The organism is Streptomyces sp. NPDC056734, from assembly GCF_042790455.1.
GTDB lineage: Bacteria > Actinomycetota > Actinomycetes > Streptomycetales > Streptomycetaceae > Streptomyces.
On the sequence record NZ_JBHTZD010000012.1, the window covers coordinates 119,314 to 139,840 of the forward strand.

The 20,527-nt window shown below is 71.6% G+C and carries 18 protein-coding genes; 12 read left to right on the top strand and 6 right to left on the bottom strand.

Annotated elements, in window-relative coordinates:
• Positions 1-460, bottom strand: a 460-nt coding sequence (locus ACFRFC_RS19715) for a helix-turn-helix domain-containing protein (RefSeq protein ID WP_383112635.1), incomplete at its 3' end; no start/stop codon positions are given.
• Between the two features lie 385 nt (positions 461-845).
• On the opposite strand from ACFRFC_RS19715, the gene ACFRFC_RS19720 reads away from it, so the two are divergent.
• From ACFRFC_RS19720 to ACFRFC_RS19760, 9 genes are all read left to right on the top strand, one after another.
• Positions 846-2,351 (top strand): ABC transporter substrate-binding protein, encoded by a 1,506-nt coding sequence (locus tag ACFRFC_RS19720; RefSeq protein WP_382690185.1) that lies wholly within the window; start codon positions 846-848, stop codon positions 2,349-2,351.
• A gap of 199 nt (positions 2,352-2,550) precedes the next feature.
• Positions 2,551-4,245: an amidohydrolase gene (locus ACFRFC_RS19725; RefSeq protein ID WP_382690183.1), complete on the top strand. Its 1,695-nt coding sequence runs from the start codon at positions 2,551-2,553 to the stop codon at positions 4,243-4,245.
• Positions 4,238-5,602: an amidohydrolase family protein gene (locus ACFRFC_RS19730; protein WP_382690181.1), complete on the top strand. Its 1,365-nt coding sequence runs from the start codon at positions 4,238-4,240 to the stop codon at positions 5,600-5,602. The genes ACFRFC_RS19725 and ACFRFC_RS19730 overlap by 8 nt, the downstream gene beginning before the upstream one ends.
• The gene (locus tag ACFRFC_RS19735; RefSeq protein WP_382690178.1) at positions 5,599-6,543 is read left to right on the top strand and encodes an ABC transporter permease; all 945 of its coding nucleotides are present in this window, start codon (positions 5,599-5,601) and stop codon (positions 6,541-6,543) included. The genes ACFRFC_RS19730 and ACFRFC_RS19735 overlap by 4 nt, the downstream gene beginning before the upstream one ends.
• Positions 6,540-8,564 (top strand): dipeptide/oligopeptide/nickel ABC transporter permease/ATP-binding protein, encoded by a 2,025-nt coding sequence (locus tag ACFRFC_RS19740; protein WP_382690176.1) that lies wholly within the window; start codon positions 6,540-6,542, stop codon positions 8,562-8,564. Before ACFRFC_RS19735 ends, ACFRFC_RS19740 begins: the two co-directional genes overlap by 4 nt.
• Positions 8,561-9,463, top strand: a complete 903-nt coding sequence (locus ACFRFC_RS19745; RefSeq protein ID WP_382690174.1) for an ATP-binding cassette domain-containing protein — start codon at positions 8,561-8,563, stop codon at positions 9,461-9,463. The genes ACFRFC_RS19740 and ACFRFC_RS19745 overlap by 4 nt, the downstream gene beginning before the upstream one ends.
• 68 nt (positions 9,464-9,531) lie before the next feature.
• Positions 9,532-10,428: an NAD(P)-dependent oxidoreductase gene (locus tag ACFRFC_RS19750; RefSeq protein ID WP_382690172.1), complete on the top strand. Its 897-nt coding sequence runs from the start codon at positions 9,532-9,534 to the stop codon at positions 10,426-10,428.
• 173 nt (positions 10,429-10,601) lie between these two features.
• Complete coding sequence (locus ACFRFC_RS19755; protein WP_382690170.1) at positions 10,602-12,056, top strand: NAD-dependent succinate-semialdehyde dehydrogenase; 1,455 nt, start codon at positions 10,602-10,604, stop codon at positions 12,054-12,056.
• Positions 12,057-12,172: 116 nt separating this feature from the next.
• A complete protein-coding gene (locus tag ACFRFC_RS19760) occupies positions 12,173-12,943 on the top strand; it encodes a FadR/GntR family transcriptional regulator (RefSeq protein ID WP_382690168.1) in 771 nt (256 codons plus the stop codon).
• 67 nt (positions 12,944-13,010) lie between these two features.
• Here the strand turns inward: ACFRFC_RS19760 and ACFRFC_RS19765 are convergent, their stop codons facing one another.
• Positions 13,011-13,868, bottom strand: a complete 858-nt coding sequence (locus ACFRFC_RS19765) for an enoyl-CoA hydratase/isomerase family protein (RefSeq protein WP_382690166.1) — start codon at positions 13,866-13,868, stop codon at positions 13,011-13,013.
• A 225-nt stretch (positions 13,869-14,093) separates the two neighbouring features.
• On the opposite strand from ACFRFC_RS19765, the gene ACFRFC_RS19770 reads away from it, so the two are divergent.
• Together ACFRFC_RS19770 and ACFRFC_RS19775 are read left to right on the top strand one after the other, a co-directional pair.
• Positions 14,094-14,942 (top strand): transketolase, encoded by an 849-nt coding sequence (locus tag ACFRFC_RS19770; protein WP_382690164.1) that lies wholly within the window; start codon positions 14,094-14,096, stop codon positions 14,940-14,942.
• Positions 14,935-15,936 carry a transketolase family protein gene (locus ACFRFC_RS19775; RefSeq protein ID WP_382690162.1) on the top strand — a complete coding sequence of 334 codons (1,002 nt, stop codon included), beginning with the start codon at positions 14,935-14,937 and terminating at the stop codon, positions 15,934-15,936. The genes ACFRFC_RS19770 and ACFRFC_RS19775 overlap by 8 nt, the downstream gene beginning before the upstream one ends.
• A 32-nt stretch (positions 15,937-15,968) precedes the next feature.
• Here the strand turns inward: ACFRFC_RS19775 and ACFRFC_RS19780 are convergent, their stop codons facing one another.
• From ACFRFC_RS19780 to ACFRFC_RS19790, 3 genes are all read right to left on the bottom strand, one after another.
• Positions 15,969-16,178: a hypothetical protein gene (locus ACFRFC_RS19780; RefSeq protein ID WP_382690159.1), complete on the bottom strand. Its 210-nt coding sequence runs from the start codon at positions 16,176-16,178 to the stop codon at positions 15,969-15,971.
• Positions 16,178-16,579, bottom strand: coding sequence for a hypothetical protein (locus ACFRFC_RS19785; RefSeq protein ID WP_382690157.1), 402 nt, complete (start codon positions 16,577-16,579; stop codon positions 16,178-16,180). Before ACFRFC_RS19785 ends, ACFRFC_RS19780 begins: the two co-directional genes overlap by 1 nt.
• Before the next feature lie 294 nt (positions 16,580-16,873).
• On the bottom strand, positions 16,874-18,079 hold the full coding sequence (locus ACFRFC_RS19790; RefSeq protein ID WP_382690155.1) for a helix-turn-helix domain-containing protein: 1,206 nt from the start codon (positions 18,077-18,079) through the stop codon (positions 16,874-16,876).
• Between the two features lie 181 nt (positions 18,080-18,260).
• On the opposite strand from ACFRFC_RS19790, the gene ACFRFC_RS19795 reads away from it, so the two are divergent.
• Positions 18,261-18,452, top strand: coding sequence for a DUF397 domain-containing protein (locus ACFRFC_RS19795; protein ID WP_382690365.1), 192 nt, complete (start codon positions 18,261-18,263; stop codon positions 18,450-18,452).
• 154 nt (positions 18,453-18,606) lie between these two features.
• On the opposite strand, the gene ACFRFC_RS19800 is transcribed toward ACFRFC_RS19795, so the two are convergent.
• Positions 18,607-20,460: an FG-GAP-like repeat-containing protein gene (locus tag ACFRFC_RS19800; protein ID WP_382690153.1), complete on the bottom strand. Its 1,854-nt coding sequence runs from the start codon at positions 20,458-20,460 to the stop codon at positions 18,607-18,609.
• Positions 20,461-20,527 lie beyond the last annotated feature (67 nt).

Genomic DNA, 20,527 nt, shown 5'->3' on the forward strand with positions numbered 1-20,527 from the left:
CCCCTGTGGCGCGGTGTAGGGGGGGGCGGCGGGATGGGGGCTGGAGGTTGGGCCCCGCGGCGGGTGCCTGGGCCGGGCGCGGTGCCCCCCCACTCCCCCCCGGCCCCGCACCGGCCCCCGGGCGCCCATTGCCCTCCCGCGCTCCGGAACCAACCGCACCCCCCGTGCCACCGCCTCCGCCGCCCGCCGCGAAGGGTGAGCCCACCACCCGCGCCCCGCCGGGCACGGGCGTGTCCTCGATGCCCCCGGTGCCGAAGAGGTACTCCAGGGGGATGTCCAGCGCGTTGGCCAGGCCGTAGATCACCCCGGCGGACGGCGCCGTCTGGCCGCGCTCGACCTGCGAGATCAGGCTCGCGGAGCAGCCGGCCAGCTTCCCCAGCTCGCGCAGCGACAGGCCGCGCTCGGAGCGGACCCTCCTGAGCCTCGCACCGAGATCGAGGCTTCCCCCCTCGGTCTTCATCGCGCCTCCTGGTCGCTGGGACGGTCCGCGTTCGCGCGCTGTTCGCGCGCCACGCGCCTCCGCCGGGTTCACCTCCCGGCTCCACGCGTTGGACAACGATAGCGGACTGCACACGACTGTACAGCTGTGCACAGGATGCTGAACAGAGGTCGAGGGTGTTATGCACCATTGCCAGACCATTGACCCCCCTGACAAGCGGGTTTTCAAGAGACGGAAGTGCAACCCTTGACAACAATCCTGCACGATGCGTCCACTATGACGCACAGCGCGTCGCTTCCGACGCCCCCGCAGTTCTGTGGAGGTCCTCGCCGTGACAGTCAATGCCAGACCCGGGTCCGCACGGCGGTCCCGAGGGTCCGCAGCAGGTGCCCGCCACCCCCGTACGGTGGGCGGCATCCTGCTCGCCACCGCCCTCGCCGTCACCCTCACCGCGTGTGGCGGCTCCGCCTCGGGCGGCTCCGGCGACTCCGGCGCCGGTGGTGCCGGCGGCACCCTGAGGTTCGGCACCAACCAGCAGTTCGACGACTGGGAGACCGTCACCAAGCAGAACGCGACCTACACCTCCCTGGTGTACGAGTCGCTGATCAGCCTGGACAAGGACGGCACCACGCTGCGCCCGCAGCTCGCCACCTCCTGGGAGCAGACCCCGCTGCGGATCGATCTCACCCTGCGCTCCGGAGTGCTCTTCCACGACGGCACGCCGTTCGACGCCGCCGCCGTGGTCGCCAACCTCAAGCGCATCGGCAGCACCCCCAGCCAGTACCGCACCCAGCTGGCGGCCATGAAGTCGGCCACCGCCGTCGACGCCACCCATGTCCGCATCGACCTGAAGGAACCCGCGCCCGCGCTGCTGAACAACCTCGCGCGGCTCGGGATGTACATGGTCTCCCCCAAGGCCCTCGCGGACGGCGACTGGAAGACCAAGGGCGTCGGCACCGGCCCCTGGAAGTACGACGCCAAGGCGTCCGTGAAGGGACTGCGGACCGTCGTCACGGCCTTCGACCAGTACTACGACAAGAAGTCCGTCGGCCCCTCCCGCGTCGAGGTCACCCAGATCAACGACCCCGACAGCCTCTACAACGCGCTGCGCGCCGGGCAGATCGACGTCGCCTGGACCACTCCCCCGCTGGCCGACCGGGCCGAGAAGGAAGGACTCGCCTCCACCTGGTTCCCGTCGGTGCTGTGGCACTTGCAGATGTACGACATGAAGGGCGTCTTCAAGGACAAGAAGTTCCGCCAGGCCGTCTGCTACGCCATGAACCCTCAGGACTACGTGGACGCGGCGCTCGGCGGCAAGGGCGAGGTCCCCGTCCAGCGCTTCCAGGAGGGCCAGTCCGGTTACGCCCCCGGACTCAAGGGCTACCCGCACGACGTCGACAAGGCCAAGCAGCTGATGTCGGAACTCGGCGGCGGTAAGCGCAAGTTCACCCTGATCAGTTATGACACCCAGCGCACCATCGCCGAGCTGTTCCGCAGTCAGATGGCCGCCATCGGCGTCGAGGTGGAGCTGGAGACGCCCAACTTCCCGCAGTTCCTGAGTGTCTACCAGAGCGGCAAGTACCCGGCCGCGATCCTCTCCGACGGGGCGCGCTCCGGCCCGTACGACTACTACGTGCGCAAGTTCGCCCCGGACGCCTCCAGCAATCCGCAGCGGGTGACCTTCCCCCGGCTGGACGCGGCCGTGCGCGGCGGGCTGGACGCGAAGACGCCCGAGCAGCAGGAGGCCGCCTGGCGCGAGCTGTCCACGATCGTCGACGACGAGGCCCTGGACTGCGGCTACTTCGACTACTCCGGCTTCTGGGCCTACGACCCCAAGAACGTCGACAACATCGTCTCGACCGATCACGAGGTCGCCGTCTTCCGCTACAAGGAAGCCCGCGTCCAGGACTGACCGGCCCGACACCGGCCCGACACCGGCCCGACACCGGCCCGGGGCCCGGCGCGGGTCCCCCATCCGCACGGCCCCGCACCACCCCGCCGTATCCGCCGTACCCGCCGTGCCCCGCCGATCGCCCCGGGCACGTCCCTCGTGTCGCCGTCCCCACCCCGCGGCTTCCGTTCCCGTATCCACCGCATGGAGAAACTCACCCATGAGCAGCACGCCCTCCGCGTACGCCCACCCCGATCTGGTCCTGGTCAATGGCCTGATCACCACGATGTCCGACGATCCGCGGACCGCCGAGGTCCAGGCCCTGGCCGTGACCGGTGACCGGGTCGCCGCCACCGGCTCCACCGAGGAGATCCGCGAGCTGGCGGGTCCCGGCACCACCGTGGTCGACCTCCAGGGGCGGCGGGTCGTCCCCGGGCTGATCGACTCCCATGTCCATGTCGTACGGGCCGGACGGACCTGGCGCGACGAGGTCCGCTGGGAGGACGAGCGGACCCTGGACAGCGGCCTCGCCGCCATAGCCCGCCGCGCCACCGAGCGCCCGAAGGGAACCTGGATCCGGGTCATCGGCGGCTGGCACCCGGCCCAGTTCCCGGAGAACCGCGGCCCGAGCCGCGCCGAGCTGGACCGGGCCGCCCCCGACCACCCCGTCTATGTGCAGTTCCTGTACGACTGGGCCGTCCTGAACACCGCCGCCATGCGGGAACTCGGCGTCGACCACGACCTCGTGCGCGAGCTGGCCGGCCAGGGCTTCCCCGCCACCGCCTTCGAGACCGGCCCGGACGGCGAACTGACCGGCAAGGTCAACGGCACCCCCCTCATGGAGTGGTTCTACCGGCGGATGCCGGCCCCCACCTTCGAGGAGCAGGTCGCCTCCACCGCCGAGATGTCCCGCGCGCTGAACCGGCTCGGCCTGACCGGCGCCATCGACGGCGGCGGCTTCAACAGCGGCCCCGCCGCCTACCCCGCGATCCGGGAGACCTGGCGGCGCGGCGAACTCACCCTGCGCACCCGCCTCGCCGTGCACGCCGAGCGGGCCGGGACCGAGACCGACGACCTCGCCGGATACCAGCGCTACACCGCCCTCGACGTCGGCGACGGCATGCTGCGGGTGATCGGCGTCGGCGAGGTGATCCTGTACGCGACCGTCGACAAGATCGCCCACCCGGTGGAGATCGACGACGACATCCGGGCCCGGTTCCGGGAGATCTTCGGCGAGCTGGCCCGCAACCGCTGGACCGTGCACACCCACGCCCACCAGCACGAGACCATCGACGCGGTGCTCGGCGCGTGGGAGGACGTGCACGCCGAGCACGACATCAGCCCGCTGCGCTGGGCACTCGTCCACGCCGAACCCCTCACCACCACCGACGTCGAACGGATCGCCGCCCTCGGCGCCGGGGTCCTCGCGCAGGGCCTGTACCGGTTCCAGGGCGAGGAGGCGCTGGCGATCTGGGGCGAGAAGACGGTCGCCGAGGCGCCGCCGCTGCGGCTGATGCTGGAGCGGGGCATCCCCACCGGGCTCGGTTCCGACGCGATGCGCGTCGCCTCGTACAACCCGTGGGCGACGATCGCGTGGTTCCTGGACGGGCGGACCGTCCAGGGCACCGCGACGCTCGCGCCGCACAATCTGCTCACCCGGGAAGAGGCGCTGCGCGGGTACACCGCCTCCGGCGCCTGGTTCAGCTTCGAGGAGAACGAGCGCGGGCGGCTGGAGCCGGGGCTGCTCGCCGACCTCGCCGTGCTCAGCGACGACTACTTCGCCGTCGAGCACGAGCTGATCGACCGGATCGAGTCCGTCCTCACCGTCGTCGGCGGCCAGGTCGTGCACACCGCCGCGCCCTTCGCCGACCTGCCCGTCACCTCGTTCGCACCCCAGGGAGTCAGCCGTGCCTGAGACCGGGACCCAGTCCACCGCGCCCGCTCTTCTCATCCGTGACGCCACCGTCCTCACCATGGACGACACCCTCGGCGACCTGGACCGGGCCGACATCCTGGTGTCCGGCGACCGGATCACCGCCGTCGGCCAGCACCTGTCCGCGCCCGGCGCCGAGACCGTCGACGCCCGGGGCATGATCGCCCTGCCGGGCCTGATCGACACCCATATGCACGCCTGGCAGACCCCGCTCAAGGGGCTGTACGCCGACGGCTGGACGTTCGACGACTACCAGTCGCGCGTGTTCCGGCTGCGGGAGAACTTCACCCCCGAGGACATCCAGGACGCCACCTTCGCCGGTTCGGTGCAGATGATCGACGGCGGCGTGACGGGCGTCCTGGACTTCTGCCACAACGTCATGTCCCCCGAGCACGCCGAGGCCGGGCTGCGGGCCCACCAGGCCACCGGGCAGCGGGTGCTGTGGGCGTACGGCATGCTGGGCAGTTTCGGCGCCCCGCCCGAGGACCACGCCTGGCGGCTGGAGCACGTACGCGAGCTGACCGCCCGGATCGGTGACGGCGGCCCGCTGCGCCTCGGGATGGCGCTGTCCTCCCTGGAGTTCGGCGACCTGGACCGTACGGCCGCCGAGGTCGCGCTCGCCCGGGAACTGGGCCTGCGGATGACGGTCCACCAGAACCCGGCGGGGCAGATCCGCGCCCTGCACGACGCCGGGCTCCTCGGCGCCGACATCCTGCCCGCGCACGCCAACGCCGCCGACGACGCCGAACTGGAACTGCTGGCCGGGCTCGGCGGCGGGATCTCCTTCACCCCCGAGGGCGAGTTCGGCGGCGGCCGGTCCATGACCGTCCTGAACCGCGCCCACCGCGCGGGCGTCTGCTCCAGCCTGGGCATCGACACCAACGCCCGGGTCGCCATCGACCTGTTCGCGGCGATGCGGCTCACATATCTGCTGATGCGCAACGTCGACGCCGCCGAGGAGCGAGAGGCCGGACGCTATCCGCTGGCCCGCCGCCCCGGGACGCCGCTGGTGCAGCCCCGGCACATGCTGGAGTACGCCACCGTCAACGCCGCCCGCTCACTGGGCCTCGGCCATGAGCTGGGCCGGATCGCGCCCGGCTGTCTCGCCGACCTGATCCTCGTCGACACCGCGCCGTACGGCGTCGCCCTCGGCGACCCGGCCGCGCACGTGGTCCTCCAGGCCGGGCCCGGCGATGTCGACACGGTCGTGGTGGGCGGAAAGCTGCGCAAGCGCGGCGGACGCCTCACCGACCTCGACGCCGCCGCCGCGGGCGAGGCGACCTACCGGGTGCGCTCGCGGGTGCTGGACGAACCGGTGGCGGGGAGCGCCCGGCCATGACCAAGTTCGTCGTCCAGCGGCTGCTCTCCGCGCTGCCCACGCTTCTCCTGGTCTCGGCGTTCGTCTTCACCCTCGTCCATCTGACGCCCACCGACCCGGTGGCGCAGATCCTGGGCGAGGGTGCCCCGGCCGCCGACAAGGCCGCCCTCAGCGCCCAGCTGGGTCTCGACCGGCCGGCCGCCGAGCAGTACGGGAGCTGGCTGGGCGGCGCCCTCACCGGTGATCTCGGCTCCTCCCTGTACACCGGGACCCCGGTCGGCGAGTCACTGTCGACCGGCATCGGCATCACCCTGTCCCTGGCCCTCGCGGGCATGGCGCTGGCCCTGCTCGTCGGCATCCCGCTGGGCATCCTGGGCGCGCTGCGGCCGGGCTCGGCGGCCGACCGGATCCTGACCGTGCTGGTCGCGCTCGGGCTCGCGGTGCCCAGCTTCTGGCTGGCGCTGCTGCTGGTGCTGGTCTTCGCGGTCCAGCTCGGCTGGCTGCCGGTGGTCGGGTACACGCCGTTCACCGAGGACCCGGGCGCCTGGTTCACCGGGATGATCCTGCCCGCCGTCGCGCTGGGCTCCCACACGGCGGCCGTCATCGCCCGGCAGACCCGCAGCGCGATGATCGACGCCCTGGACTCGCCGTTCGTCCAGACGCTGCTGGCCCGGGGCATCCACCGGCGGCGGATCGTGCTGCGGTACGCGGTGAAGAACGCCATGGTCCCGGTGCTGGCCGTCATCGCGATCCAGATGTCGGTGCTGGTGGCCGCCAGCTTCGTCATCGAACGGATCTTCGCCGTCCCGGGCCTCGGGACCCTCCTGATCGACAGCGTCGTGCGCGCCGACTATCCGGTGCTCCAGGGCTCCATCGTCCTGGTGGCGGTCATCGTCCTGCTGGTCAATCTGGCGGCCGACCTCCTGTACGGCGTGCTCAACCCGAAGGTGAGACCCCAGTGAGCGAGACATCCCCGGGCGGCGCGGTCACCGGCGCCCCCGCTGCCGAGGCGGCCGCCTCCGAGGGGGCGGCCCGGCCGCGCGGCCGTACCCTGCGCCGGGTGCTGGGGCGGCCGGTCACCCTGATCTGCCTGTCCCTGCTGGCCCTCCAGGCCGTCATCGCGTTCGCGGCCCCGCTGATCGCCCCGTACGACCCACTGCACCCGGACGTCCAGAACAAGCTCCAGGGTCCCAGCGGTGATCACTGGCTCGGCACCGACGACCTCGGCCGCGACACCCTGTCCCGGCTGATCTTCGGCACCCGCACCGCGCTGCTGGCCAGCACCCAGAGCGTGGCCATCGGCCTGGTGCTGGGTGTGTCCGTCGGCCTGTTCGTCGGCTACCGGGGCGGCTGGTGGGACCGGATCGGCATGCGCGTCGCGGATGTCCTCCAGTCCATCCCCGCCCTGCTGCTGGCCCTCGCCCTGGTCGCGGTCCTCGGCAACGGCCTCGGCAACGCGATGCTCGCCGTCGGCCTGGTCTTCGCGGTCAGCTTCCTGCGCATCACCCGCGCGGTCGTGCTGGCCGAACGGGAACGGCTGTACGTCGACGCCGCCCGGGTCCTGGGCCTGCGCGACTCGGCGATCATGTTCCGGCAGGTGCTGCCGAACGTGTCGGCGCCGCTCATCGTCCAGGCGTCCATCGCCGCGGGCACCGCCCTGCTGATCGAGGCGACCCTGAGCTTCCTCGGGGTCGGCGCGGACACCTCCCAGGTGAGCTGGGGCGCCATGCTGGACGCGTCCCGCCAGCATGTGACCGACCATCCGCTGCTCGCGATCCTGCCGGGCGCGGCGCTCACCCTGAGCGTGCTGGTGTTCAACCTGCTGGGCGACGGACTGCGGGACGCGACGTCACCGCGGGCCGGGGGTGCGCCACGGCCGGGCGGGAAGGCGAGGACGCCGGCCGGGTCCGGAACCGGTGCCGAATCCGGGTCTGGAACCGGTGCCGAGCCCGGGTCCGGGATGGCCGCGAAGGTCGCGAAGGCCGCGGTCGTCGCCGACCACATCCCGCCCGTCCCCGAGGACGCCCTCCTGTCGGTCGACAAGCTGACCGTCGTCGACTCCCAGGGCTCCGAACTCGCCTCCGCCGTCTCCTTCCACATCCGGCGCGGTGAGACCTTCGGGCTGGTGGGTGAGTCGGGGTGCGGCAAGTCCATCACCGCGTCCGCGATCCTCGGGCTGCTGCCCCGGGGCGTCTCCGTCCGGGAAGGCTCCGTCCGGCTCGGCACCACCGAGCTGACCGGTCTGCGCGGCGAGGAGCTGCGCAAGGTGCGCGGGCTGCGGGTCGGGATGGTGTTCCAGGACCCGATGTCGGCGCTGTCCCCGGTGCACACGGTGGGCCGTCAGCTCACCGACGCGATCCGCGCGCATCGCCCGCTGTCCCGCAAGGAGGCCACCGACCGGGCGGCCGAACTGCTCGACCTGGTAGGTGTGCCCGAGCCCAGGGAACGGCTCAAGGACTATCCGCACCAGTTCTCCGGCGGCATGGCCCAGCGGGTCGTCATCGCGGGCGCCCTCGCCTGCGACCCCGAGCTGCTGATCGCCGACGAACCGACCACCGCCCTCGATGTGACCATCCAGGCCCAGGTTCTGGACCTGCTGGCCTCCCTGCGGGAACGGCTCGACATGTCCCTGCTGATCATCACCCACGACCTGGGGGTCGTCGCCGACAGCTGCGACCGGATCGCCGTCATGTACGCCGGTCAGATCGTGGAGACGCGCGAGGTGACGGACGCCTTCGCGCACCCCCGGCACCCCTACACCGAGGCGCTGCTGGACGCCGTACCGCGTGCCGGGTCCGACGGTGAGCCGCTGCCGACCATCCCCGGCCGGGTGCCGCCCGCCTGGGACTGGCCGGACGGCTGCCGCTTCCACCCGCGCTGCCGGTACGCCACCGACGACTGCCGCACCGGCACGGTCACCCTCGACCTCCAGGGCGCGCGCTGTCTGCGCAGCGGCGAACTCCACCTGGCGGGTGCCCGATGAACGCCCCCGGCACCCCGCTGCTCTCGGTGGAGAATCTGACCGTGCGCTACCGGCTCGGCCGGAGCATGTCCGGGCGGGCGAAGACCTTCACCGCCGTGAAGGACGTCAGCTTCACGATCGGCGCGGGCCGCACCCTGGGCCTGGTCGGCGAGTCCGGCTCCGGGAAAAGCAGCATCGGACGGGCCGTGCTGCGGCTCTCCCCGATCTCAGAGGGCCGGATCGTCTTCGACGGACAGGACATCGACGCCTTCGGACGCCGTACGCCGCTGTCCTTCCGCCGGGACGTACAGGTCGTCTTCCAGGATCCGCTGTCCTCCCTCAACCCCCGGCAGACCATCGCCGACACCCTCGGCCAGGCCCTCACCCGGCACCGCCCGCTGTCCCGCGCCGAGCGGGAGCGGGAGACCGGCGGGGCCCTCGACCGGGTGGGCCTCGCCCCGCACCACGCGGACCGCTATCCGCACGAACTCTCCGGCGGCCAGCGTCAGCGCGTCGCCATCGCGCGGGCCCTGGCGACGCGCCCCCGGCTGATCGTCTGCGACGAGCCGGTGTCCGCGCTGGATGTCTCCACCCAGAGCCAGGTCATCAATCTGCTCCAGGAACTCCAGCGCGATCTCGGGGTCAGCTATCTGTTCATCGCCCACGACCTGGAGGTCGTCCGGCACATGAGCGACGAGATCGCGGTACTGAGCCTCGGCGAACTGGTGGAGTCCGGCCCGGCGGCCCAGGTGTACGACTCCCCCGCCCACCCCTACACCCGCACCCTGCTGGCCTCCACCCTCATAGCCGACCCGGCCCGCCAGGCGGCCCGCACGGCGCAGCGGCGGGCACTGCGGGCCGAGTCGGTGGCGGCGGCAGCCACCGCAGGCACCGGCGCGGGCGCGCAGAAGCACCCGTGACCACCCACGTCCCCCTACTCCCAACTCACCAACTCCCGTACTCCCGTAGTGATCAGAAAGGCAGAACAATGAACGACACCCCCGTGGAGCGCCTCGGCTGGCTCGGTACCGGCGCCATGGGCTCGGTGATGGCCGCGGCCCTGCTCAAGGGCGGCGCCGACCTGCTGGTGTGGAACCGTACGGCCGCGAAGGCCGCGCCGCTCGCCGGTCAGGGCGCGACCGTGGTCGGCTCGATCGCCGACCTCACCGAGGCGTCCGTCGTCTTCGTGATGGTCTCCACCAGCGCCGATCTGCTCGCCGTCACCACCGGTGAGAACGGTCTGCTGAGCGGCCCGCGCCGTCCCGAGGTCATCGTGGACTGCTCCACCGTGTCCGCGGAGGCGTCCGCCGAGGTGCGCGAGGCCGCCGCGGCGGCCGGGGTCGGCTTCCTCGCCGCCCCGATCAGCGGCAACCCGCACATGGTCGCCGACGGCAAGAGCGCGATCGTCGCCTCCGGGCCGCGTGAGACCTTCGACCGGGTGGCGCCCTGGCTGGGCAGCATCTCGCCGACCGTGGTGCACGCCGGGCCCGATGAGCAGAGCCGGCTGGTGAAGATCTGTCACAACCTGCTGCTCGGCATGATCACCCAGGCCCTCGCGGAGGTCACCATCCTGGCGGAGAAGGGCGGGGTGGCCCCGGAGGCGTTCGTCGACTTCATCAACGGCTCGGTCCTCGGCTCCACCTTCATCCGCCACAAGGGCCGGGCCATGGTCGAACGCGACTACACGCCCACCTTCAACAACAAGATGCTGCGCAAGGACTTCGACCTCGGTCTCGGCGCGGCCCGCTCACTGGAGGTGCCGATGCCGGTGAGCGCGATGGTCCACCAGCTCGTACAGACCGCGATCGGCCACGGCTTCGCGGAGCGGGACTACGCCGCGCTGTACGAGGTGGAGGCGAGGGCGGCGGGCCTGCGCGACAACTGACCTGGCCGCAGATCCACCACCCCGCCGTTCCCTCCTGACCCCGCTGTGCGCGTGCCCGCGCCCTGTCCTGCTCCGGCACGCGCACGGCGGCTTCCGCATGCCCGGCCCCGGCCGCCCTTCCCCTCACGCACCCCCTGACCCGCACCCCCTGATGCACCCTTGAGGAACCACCCATGAACCTGACCCAAGCCCTGGACCGCTGCCCCACCGACCTGCTCTTGGACGGCGAGTTCCGGCCCGCCGCCGACGGCCGGACCCTGACCGTCCACGACCCCGCGACGACGGCCCCGCTGGCGAAGGTCGCCTCCGCCGGGGAGGCGGACGCGGTGGCCGCCGTGACGGCCGCCGCCCGTGCCCAGCCCGGCTGGGCCGTGACCCCGCCCCGGGAGCGTTCGGTCGTCCTGCGCCGGGCCTGGGAGCTGATGACCGAGCGGGCGGAGTTCTTCGCCACGCTGATCAGCGCCGAGAACGGCAAGGCCCTGCCGGACGCGCGGGCCGAGGTGGCGTACGCGGCCGAGTTCCTGCGCTGGTACGCGGAGGAGGCAGTACGCCTGGAGGGGACGGTGACCCGCGCTCCGGCGGGCGGCCACCGCATCCTGGTGGACCGGGCGCCGATCGGGGTCGCGGTCCTGGTCACCCCCTGGAACTACCCGGCGGCGATGGCCACCCGGAAGATCGGCCCGGCGCTCGCCGCGGGCTGCGCGGTGGTGCTCAAGCCCGCCAGTGACACCCCGCTGACCGCGCTGGCCATCGGGGCGCTGCTGGCGGAGGCGGGGGTGCCCGCGGGGGTGGTCAATGTGCTGCCGGCCGACCGTTCCGGGCCGGTCGTGTCCACGCTGCTGGCGCAGCCCGCTGTCCGCAAGCTCTCCTTCACGGGCTCCACGGAGGTCGGCAAGGTGCTGCTGCGGGTCGCCGCCGACCGGGTGCTGAGCACGTCGATGGAGCTGGGCGGCAACGCGCCCTTCCTGGTGCTGGCCGACGCGGATCTCGACGCGGCGGTGGAGGGGGCGATGCTGGCCAAGATGCGCAACGGGGGCGAGGCGTGCACGGCGGCGAACCGTTTCTACGTCCATGAGTCACTGGCCGACGCGTTCGGCACCCGGCTCGCCGCCGCGATGGCCGCCCTGCGGATGGGTCCGGGCCTCGCGCCGGACACCGAGGTGGGGCCGCTGGTCAACGCGGAGGCGGTCACCAAGGTGGACGAGCTGGTGGCGGACGCGGTGGAGCGGGGTGCGCGGGTCCTGACCGGCGGCTACACACCCGACCGGATCGGCCACTACTACACGCCGACCGTCCTGGACCGGGTGGCGCCCGGCTCGGCGCTGCTGACGGAGGAGATCTTCGGGCCGGTGGCACCGCTGGTCCGCTTCCACGACGAGGACGAGGCCATCGCCCTCGCCAACGCCACCGAGTACGGGCTGGTGTCGTACCTCTACACCCGGGATCTGCGCCGGGGCCTGGCCCTGGCGGACCGGCTGGAGACCGGCATGGTGGGCCTGAACCGGGGGCTGGTGTCCGACCCGGCGGCGCCGTTCGGCGGGGTGAAGGAGAGCGGGATCGGCCGCGAGGGCGGCCATGAGGGGATCCTGGAGTACACGGAGGCGAAGTACGTGGCCACGGACTGGTGAGCCAGGCCCCGGGGGCGGCGGTACGTACCGGCGCCGGGCCGCCCGCCGCCCCCGGGTATAGGTTTCCGGTGGACGATCACCGGGACGGGGTGGTCCCGGGTGGTGGAGGAGGACCGGTGGCGGTACAGGCGAAGGATTTCCCGCCGGACAGCCCGTGGCAGGCCCTGCGGGACTTCGGGCTCACCCGGCAGGAGGGCACGGCCGAGGCCGTCGCCGCCCGGGTCCAGGAGCTGATCCTCGCCCGGGACCTGCCGGACGGCTCCCGGCTGCCCTCCGAACGCGACCTCGCGGTGCTGCTGTCCACCAGCCGCCCGACGGTCAGCCAGGCCATCCGGATCCTGGTCATCAAGGGCCTGGTGGAGTCCCGGCGCGGTTCGGGGGTGTACGTACGGCTGCGCCCGGAGGCGACGCTCGCGGCCTCGATGGGGCTGATGCTGGAGATGGAGCCGGGCTCGGTGGGCCAGCTCGCGGAGGTACGCCTCACGCTGGAGTCGTCGGCCGTGGTGCGGGCCATCGAGCGGGCGACGCCCGCCGAACTGGACCGGGCGCAGGAGGCGCTGGCCGCGTTCGCCCACAGCGGCGGGGACACGGCGAGCTGGATGAGCGCGGACACCCGCTTCCACGCCACGCTCGTCAGCGCCGCCCACAACACCTATCTGGCGTCGATGTTCGACAGCGTGCACACCACGCTGATCAACCACGAGTACCGGACCTGGATCGACAACGGCACGGTGCCGGAGTGGCTGGCCCCCGCCCGCATCCCCGCGCTCACCGCGATCCACGAGCCGATCCTGGACGCCGTACGGCGCCGGGACGTGGAGTCGGCGCTGTACGCGGTGCGGCACCACCACGAGGTGATGACGGCGAATCTGGAGGCGGGGGGCTGAGGCATGAGTGGCTGAGGGGCGGGTGCCGCCCCACCCCTCACCTCCCCGTCACTAGTCCCCGTCCCTGTCAGTCGAAGTTGTTCTTACGCCCCTTGCGTACGTAGGCGACGGTGTCGGCGATGTGTCCGCGGCCGTGCAGGGAGCGCTGCTTGGCGACATGGCCGAACATCTGGATGCCGAAACCGCCGTCGAGGTCGTCGGTGATCCGCTTGCGCCACGGGCGCCGGATGACCTGGGTGGTGAGCCGCCGGGTGATGCGGGGCCGGCTCATGATGTGGGCGGCGATGGTCCGGGCCCGGGCCAGCAGCTCCTCGCGGGGCAGTACCTCGTTGACCATCCCCCACTCCAGGGCCCGCTGGGCGGTGATGGCCTCACCGGTGAGCAGGGCGTACGCGGCCCGCTTGACGCCGAGCAGCTCCTGGAAGCAGCTGTGGATGCCGTCGCCGGGCACCGAGCTGATGTCGAAGTGGAGGTCGAACAGGGTGGCGTCGTCGGCGCACAGGGTGATGTCACACATCAGCACGATCTCGGAGTGGAACCCCGAGCCGTTCATGATGCCGATGGTCGGTATCTCCAGGTCGTTGATCAGGGAGCTGACGTTGATCCGGCCGTCCTTGTAGGCGTACTCGTACGCCCAGTACGGCATGTCCGCGTCCTCCAGGGCGAAGCCCTCGGGGTCCGAGTCCATCATGAACTCGTCGCCGGTGCCGGTGAGGATCAGCACCTCGTTCTCGGGGTCGGCCCCGATCACCTTGAGCAGCTGGCCGAGCGCGCGGTGGTTCTCCACGCTGAGCTGGACCGGCCCGCCGAGGGTGTGGGCACGGGCGACGATCACACCGTCCGTGCGTTCGAGGACGAAGAAGTCCTTGAAGCGTTCGCGGTACTCCTCGAACGACGGCGTGGCGATGAACTCCTGCAACGACACGGGGTCCTCCTGGCTGGCTGGGGATGCGGGGCGTACAGATTCAATTGGCATAGCCAATAAAAGGAGTGTGCGAAGTCAGCACCCGCCAAGTCAAGCCCATACCGCACAACCATTGACAGTTCCCCTCGAAAATTCTCTAATGTGGCTAGGCCAATAAAGTCAATGTGCAGTCAGGCATGCAGTCAGTGCGGCCCATGCAGGGATCGGTCAAGGAGGATCCGCTCGATGCTGATGCCCACGGTCCGGCGCTTCTCGGACTCAGGAACGCGGTGGACGGTCGACGACCCCGAGGCGCTCGCGCTGCGCATCCGGCTGAACGCCGTGCACATGGTGGCCGGCCAGGGATCGGGCTATCTGGGGCAGGCGCTGTCCGCCGCCGAGCAGGTCGCCGCGGTCTTCACGGTGGCCCGCCCCGGCACGGACCGGCTGGTCTGCTCCCCCGGTCACTACGTCATCGCCCCGTACGCCGCGGCCGTGGCCCTCGGGCTGCTGGACCGCTCGGCACTGTCCGCGTACGGGGCCAATGGCTCGGTGGTCGACGCGATCGGCGGGGAGCGTTCGCCGGTGGTGGACCTGACCTGCGGTTCGCTCGGGCAGGGCCTGTCGGCGGCGACGGGCTACGCGCTCGCGGACCGGATGCGCGGCCGGGACAGCCATACCTTCACGCTGGTGAGCGACGGTGAGATGGAGGAGGGCCAGGTGTGGGAGGCGGCCATGTTCGCCGCGCACCACCGGCTGTCCCGGCTGACCGTGCTGCTGGACGCCAGCAACTCGCAGGTCGACGGCCCGGTGGACAGCGTCACCACGATCGAGCCGCTGGCCGCCAAGTGGGCGTCCTTCGGCTGGTGGACGACGGACGTCGACGGCCACGACCCGGCCGCGATCCTGACCGCCCTGGACGCGGCGCGAACGCAGGACGCCCACCCGTCGGTGATCATCTGCCGTACGTCGACGACGCATGGCCTCGACTCCTTGCCCCCCGGCACCGACGGCCACGTCGTCACCCTGTCGGCGGAGACGGCGGCGCGGGCGGTCGCGGAACTGACCAGGGCGCTGGAGGACATCGATGCGTAGGCCGCCCTTCGCCACCCGCCTCAAGCCGTACGGCACCGGGCTGCTGGAACTGGCCCGGGAGCGCGAGGAGATCGTCTGTCTGAGCGGCGATCTGACCCGGCAGTGCGAGGTCGACCTCTTCCGGGAGGCGCTGCCGGAGCGGTTTGTGCAGGCGGGTATGGCGGAGGCCCACATGATGGGTCTCGCCGGGGCGCTGGCCCGCTCCGGGCACATCCCCTACGTCCACACCTTCGGCGTCTTCGCCACCCGCCGCCCCTACGACCAGATCGCCAACGCGATCGCCGCCCCGGCGCTGCCGGTACGGATCATCGGCTTCATGCCCGGCGTCTCCTCCCCGGGCGGCCCGAGCCATCAGGCCATCGACGACATCGCCCTGATGCGCGCCCTGCCCAACATGACGGTGATCGACGTGGCCGACGCCACGGAGGCGGCGCAGATCGCCCGCGCGCTGGTTGACTTGCCGGGACCGGCATACGTACGCCTGAAGCGCGGCGAGGTCCCCGTCCTCCACCCCGACGGCCACCGCCTCTCCCTGGCGCGGGCCCACCCGCTCACCGAGGGCGAGGACGCGGCGGTGTTCGCCAGCGGGATGATGGTCGCCCCGGCCCTGACCGCCGCGGCGGCGCTGGCAAGGGCGGACGTCCATGTCTCGGTCGTCCAGGTACTGGCCATCAAACCCCTGGACGCGCTGACGGTACGTCAGATGGTGGCCCGGTCCCGCGTGGTCGTCACCGCCGAGAACCACTCCGTCATCGGCGGCCTCGGCTCGGCCGTCGCCGAGGTGATGGCCGAGTCCGGCAGCGGCAGACCCCTGCACCGCGTAGGCATCCAGGACACCTTCGCCGAGGGCTCCCACGACGCGCGCTACCTCTTCGAGAAGTACGGTCTGTCGGCGCGGCACCTGGTGAACACGGTCTGGGAGGCCCTGGCGTTGCCGGGCCCCCCGCCCACGGTGGACGACGACGCGGCGACGGGTGAGTACGCGCCCGTCTGAACGGGGTGATTGTCCGTGCGGGCGGGGGCGGGCTACCAGGTGCCGGGTGGCGCGTGGCCGGTGCGGCAGCGGGGGCAACGGCAGGGGGGCCAGCGGAGGGTGTCGGCGAGGGTGAGGGGCCCGGGACCGGGGAGATAGGTCCGCCGCCGGGTGTGGCCGACGCGCTCACCGTCGGGCCGGATGCGGTAGGTCTCGATGGTCATGCGGGAGGCGCCCGGGGCGGGCGGGGTACCGGCATTCACTACGTGCCCTCCTCAGGGGCGCGCTGGATGACAACCTTCAGGACATCGGAGAGGGCCCGCTGGAACTCGGGGCTGCGCTCGATGGCGTCGTGCTCGGGGTCGATGTACTCCCAGGTGTGACACCCGGGATGACCGGCGTACAGAATGCACGCCTCGTCCTTGGGGGTCGGCCCGGACAGGGTGTTGCAGTCGGGGATGACCTGGAACATGTCAGGGCGCCGGCCGTCCGCCCACTGAGCCCACACCTCGCCCGCGCTTGAATCGTCCAGCTCCCATGCCAGGTCGTGGTGACGGCCCCCGGAATGCTCCTGGAGCAAGCAGCGCAACACCGGCCGTACGTTGCCGGGGGCACTGGAGTCGTGGATCGACGCGAACATGGCCGCGATCAGACCAACGGGCATCAACGCGGTGGCACCACACACCCGGGGACGGGGAACGTGCCGCTCCGCCCCGAACGCCGAAACATACGGCCGGACCAATAGAGCCGCACCCAGGGCAGCTCCCAGCCGTAACAGGCGATCGAAGATCAGATCGATACGCTTCGGCACGTCATAGCTCCTCAGGGCTGGTGGCCACGCCCCGGGCCGTTCATTCGGTCGCGGGGGTTTCTTGACCCTCAGAGCGTGCCAACAGAACAAGGCTCTGCCGTCCCCACGTTGGGAACGGCAGAGTATTGACTCAGCGTGCTCGATCCGCTACACACCGCTCCACTGCGCGAACTCCCTCAGCGCATCCGAAGCTCGGTTCCGTGCCCGCAGCAGAGTTCCGACCGTCTCATGCACCTCTGGGTGGAACCTCGTGAGCTGAGGGGCGGCGTCGCGCGCGTTCTCCAGCGACTCCAACGCGCTGTCATGGCGTGCGGTCCACGCCTCCGCGCGTGCGCGGTTGATCCAGAAGTGCGCTCTCCTGTTGGGCGGATAGTGGTCCGGTAGCCGAACCTCGGTTGCCCGGCGCAGCGCTTCGTCGTGGTCGTCGGTGTCGTTGAGGTCGGAGACCCGGCTCATCCGGACCCATTGCGGCCCGAAGGACAGCGCGTACAGCTCTACGTCCCCGGTGATCTGCGCGATCTCGTTCGCCTGCTCGATCCAGCTGTCCGCCGCACTTGTGTCTCTCGACCGGCGGGCGTACGTGGCCGCACGCAGCACCAGAATGCCGCGCACAGCGCGCACAGCCTGACTCCCGTCATCGTCCAAGTCGCGGAGCGCTTGGCGCATCAGGGCGACACTGCGGTCCGCGCGACCGGCCGAACCGTGGGTGATGGCCGCGCGCTCGAACCGTTCGATGGCTACGAGGCACGGGTCCCCGGACTCTCGCGCCGCAGCACCCATACGCGCCACGGCCAGACGGGCGAGATCCGCGTAGCCGAGGCGGTAGGCGACGCTGGCAGCCGTTCGAGCCATCTCCGTCTGAAGCGCGTACGCCCGCTCCCGTTCTCGCCCTGGGGTGTCCTGTCTACGGACCGCGGAGGCCACCTCGGTGATCAGCCCGGGAAGAATCTTGGCCGTCTCCGAGAAGTCCGCGCCGATGCGCAGACGGACCATCCGGTCAACCTCCGCTTCCAGGACATCGACGGAGCGCGGCTCCGGGTCATCGTCAAGTTCGATGTCCCACGCTTCCAGGGCACTACTGATCGGGGACACCATGGCATCGAGTTGCTCCTGCTGGAGGATCTTGATGTACGGCTGCCCGTGGAGTACGGAGATGTCGACGGACAGCGCGCGAGAGACGGCAGCGAGTACGGAGGGGCTGGCGGGCTGTTCGCCGTTCTCGACTCGGGACAACTGACTCTTGGAGACGTGCGCCATCCGCCCCAGTTCGGCAAGCGAGTAGTCACGGATCAAACGCATGGCACGGATGCGTGTGCCCACGCTCTCGGTGGGCCTGTCAGCGGGGTAGGACATGTGAATCCTCGTGTTCTGACGTGGTGGTCAGAACGCTACTCTCCGAGGACATCGGGGAGTTGTGTGATCGGCCCTACGACTGCCTGCGGGCCGAAGCGCTTGGCCCTGGGGCATCCGTCGCTCACATTCAGCGATTCCTTGAGGAGTACGCACGGTGACCAACACCCCGGACCCCCATGGAATGGAGTGGGTGAAGTCCAGCCACAGCGGTCCCAACGGCGGGGACTGCGTCGAATGGGCCCCGGGCCACGGGTCGGCACACGGCGTCATTCACGTCCGGGACACCAAGCAGACCGACGGCCCGGTCCTCATGCTCTCCCCCGAAGCGTTCGCCGGACTGGTCACGTTCGCCCGCAACACCGACGTCGGATGAATCCGTCCGTTCCCGTCGAGCCCCGCCCGGGCGCGCGATACCCGGGCGGGGCGACCTCCTGGCGCATCCGGGCGGTGGGCAGACGTGCGGCCCGGCAGGTGAGAACTGCCGGGCCGTACGCCGTGGCGGTGCCGGGATCAACCGGTCCCCGGGGCTACCGGGTCGTCCGGAAGCGGCGGTACAGGTTTCGGGCCACGTACACCCCCGGGCCCCCGAAGCCGACGATGTCGACGCGTCCCTCACCCGTGATGTCGGCGAGGAAGCGCGGATGGCGGCCGATCCGCCAGGCGCCCGCGTCCTCGTTGTAGCCGAACCCCCGGCACACCAACTGGGCCTGCTCGAAGCGGCCGTCGCCCCGGCCGTGCGACACCCAGACCCCTTCATCACCGAAGCCGACGATGTCCGGACGGCCGTCGCCCGTGACATCGGTGAGGAACCGGAGGTGCTTCGTGCTCGTCCAGCCCTGGGCGGATCCGAAGTCGTTCAGGACGATCCGGGCGGGCTCGAAGGTGCCGTCCCCGCGGCCCTTCGCGACGACGACGCCCTGCGGTCCGAACCCGATGAGGTCCGGGGTGCCGCCGCTCGCGGCCGGGGCCAGGAAGCGGGGGTGTTCCGCGACCGAGCGCCACCCCTGGTCCACCCCGAACTCGGCTAGCAGGTAGAGGGGATCGGCGAAGGCACCCTCCTCGTCCTGGAGCGACACCCAGACGCCGTCGTCGTGGAGGCCGACGACGTCGAGCCTGCCGTCACCCGTGGTGTCGGTCAGGAAGCGCGGATGCTTCTCGACCCGCCACCCGCCCGCACTCTCGCCGTACCCGAAGGCCCGGAGCACCGGCTCGTCGGCGACCGGGGCGAAGACGCCCGCCTCGTCCTGGAGCGACACCCGGAGACCGTCGTCGTGGAAGCCGACGACGTCTAGCCTGCCGTCACCCGTGGTGTCGGCCAGTAAGCGCGGATGCCGGTCGGCGAGCCAGCCGCCGCCCGGTCCGCCGTGCCCGAACGCCTTGACCACCGGCGTGCCGCTCCCGGCCGCGAAGGTCCCGTCCCCGGCCTGCGGGAACACCCGCACACCATCGGCGGCGAGCACGACGGCATCGGGCTTTCCGCTGCCCGTGGTGTCCGCGAGGGCCCACAGGTCCGAAGGGCTCGGGGACGGGACGGGCGGATGCAGCACACGCTCGGCGCCGAACGTGCCGTCACCCGCGGTGGCCGAGGCCACGGCTCCCTTCACGGGCCTGAGGGCGACGATGTCCGCCCGCCCCGCGCCCGTGGTGTCGGCGAGGAACCGCGCACCGGTCCCCGCCCACCGCTCCGGTTGCCCGCCGGGAGGAGGGGCGGCCCCGTCGCCCTTCCACTCCCCGGCGCCCACGTCGCTGCCGAACTGGTCGAGGACCAGCAGCAGATCGCTGAAGGAGGGCGCCGCGCCGGGCACCGGCCGCAGCGCGGCCGAGCGGTCCAGCCGCCAGGACCGGCGTCCGTTCCAGTGGCTCAGTGATTCCCAGCGCAGCGCGAGGTCGCTGGTGCGCTCGGGCGCGGCCGGGACGAATCGCCACCGCTGGCTCGCCGCGTCCTCGTCGTATGCGCGCAGCACGATCCGGGTGTCGTGCGGGCCGGGCTCGTCGAGGTCGAGAACGGTGCCGTCGGCCGCGGTCTCGATGAAGTACAGCCCGGCCTCTCCGTCGACCGGGACGACATGCCACCGCTGACTCGTCTTCCCGGCGGCGGCGACCCCCTGCCGTACACCGCGGTCCGCGGCGACGGGGTTGTCCAGCACCTGGCCCCCGGCGGCGTCGCGGATCGCATACGCGTGGCCGTCGCCGTGCACCGGCCCGCCCTGCGGCGCCGCGGGCACGGGGACGAGCTGCCATCGCTGCGGACCGGGGCCACCGGCGGGGACGTCACGGACGACGAGTGTCCCGTCCGCGCTCGGCGCGACCCTGGCGCCGAGGGTCTTTCCCGTGACGGCGTGGACGATCTCCAGCTTCAGTTCTTCCGTGGGCACGGTCATCGTGGTGCCTCTTCCAGACGGGTTGTTCGCGGGCTCGGTCTCGGTGCGGCTCCGGCACCGTGGTGGC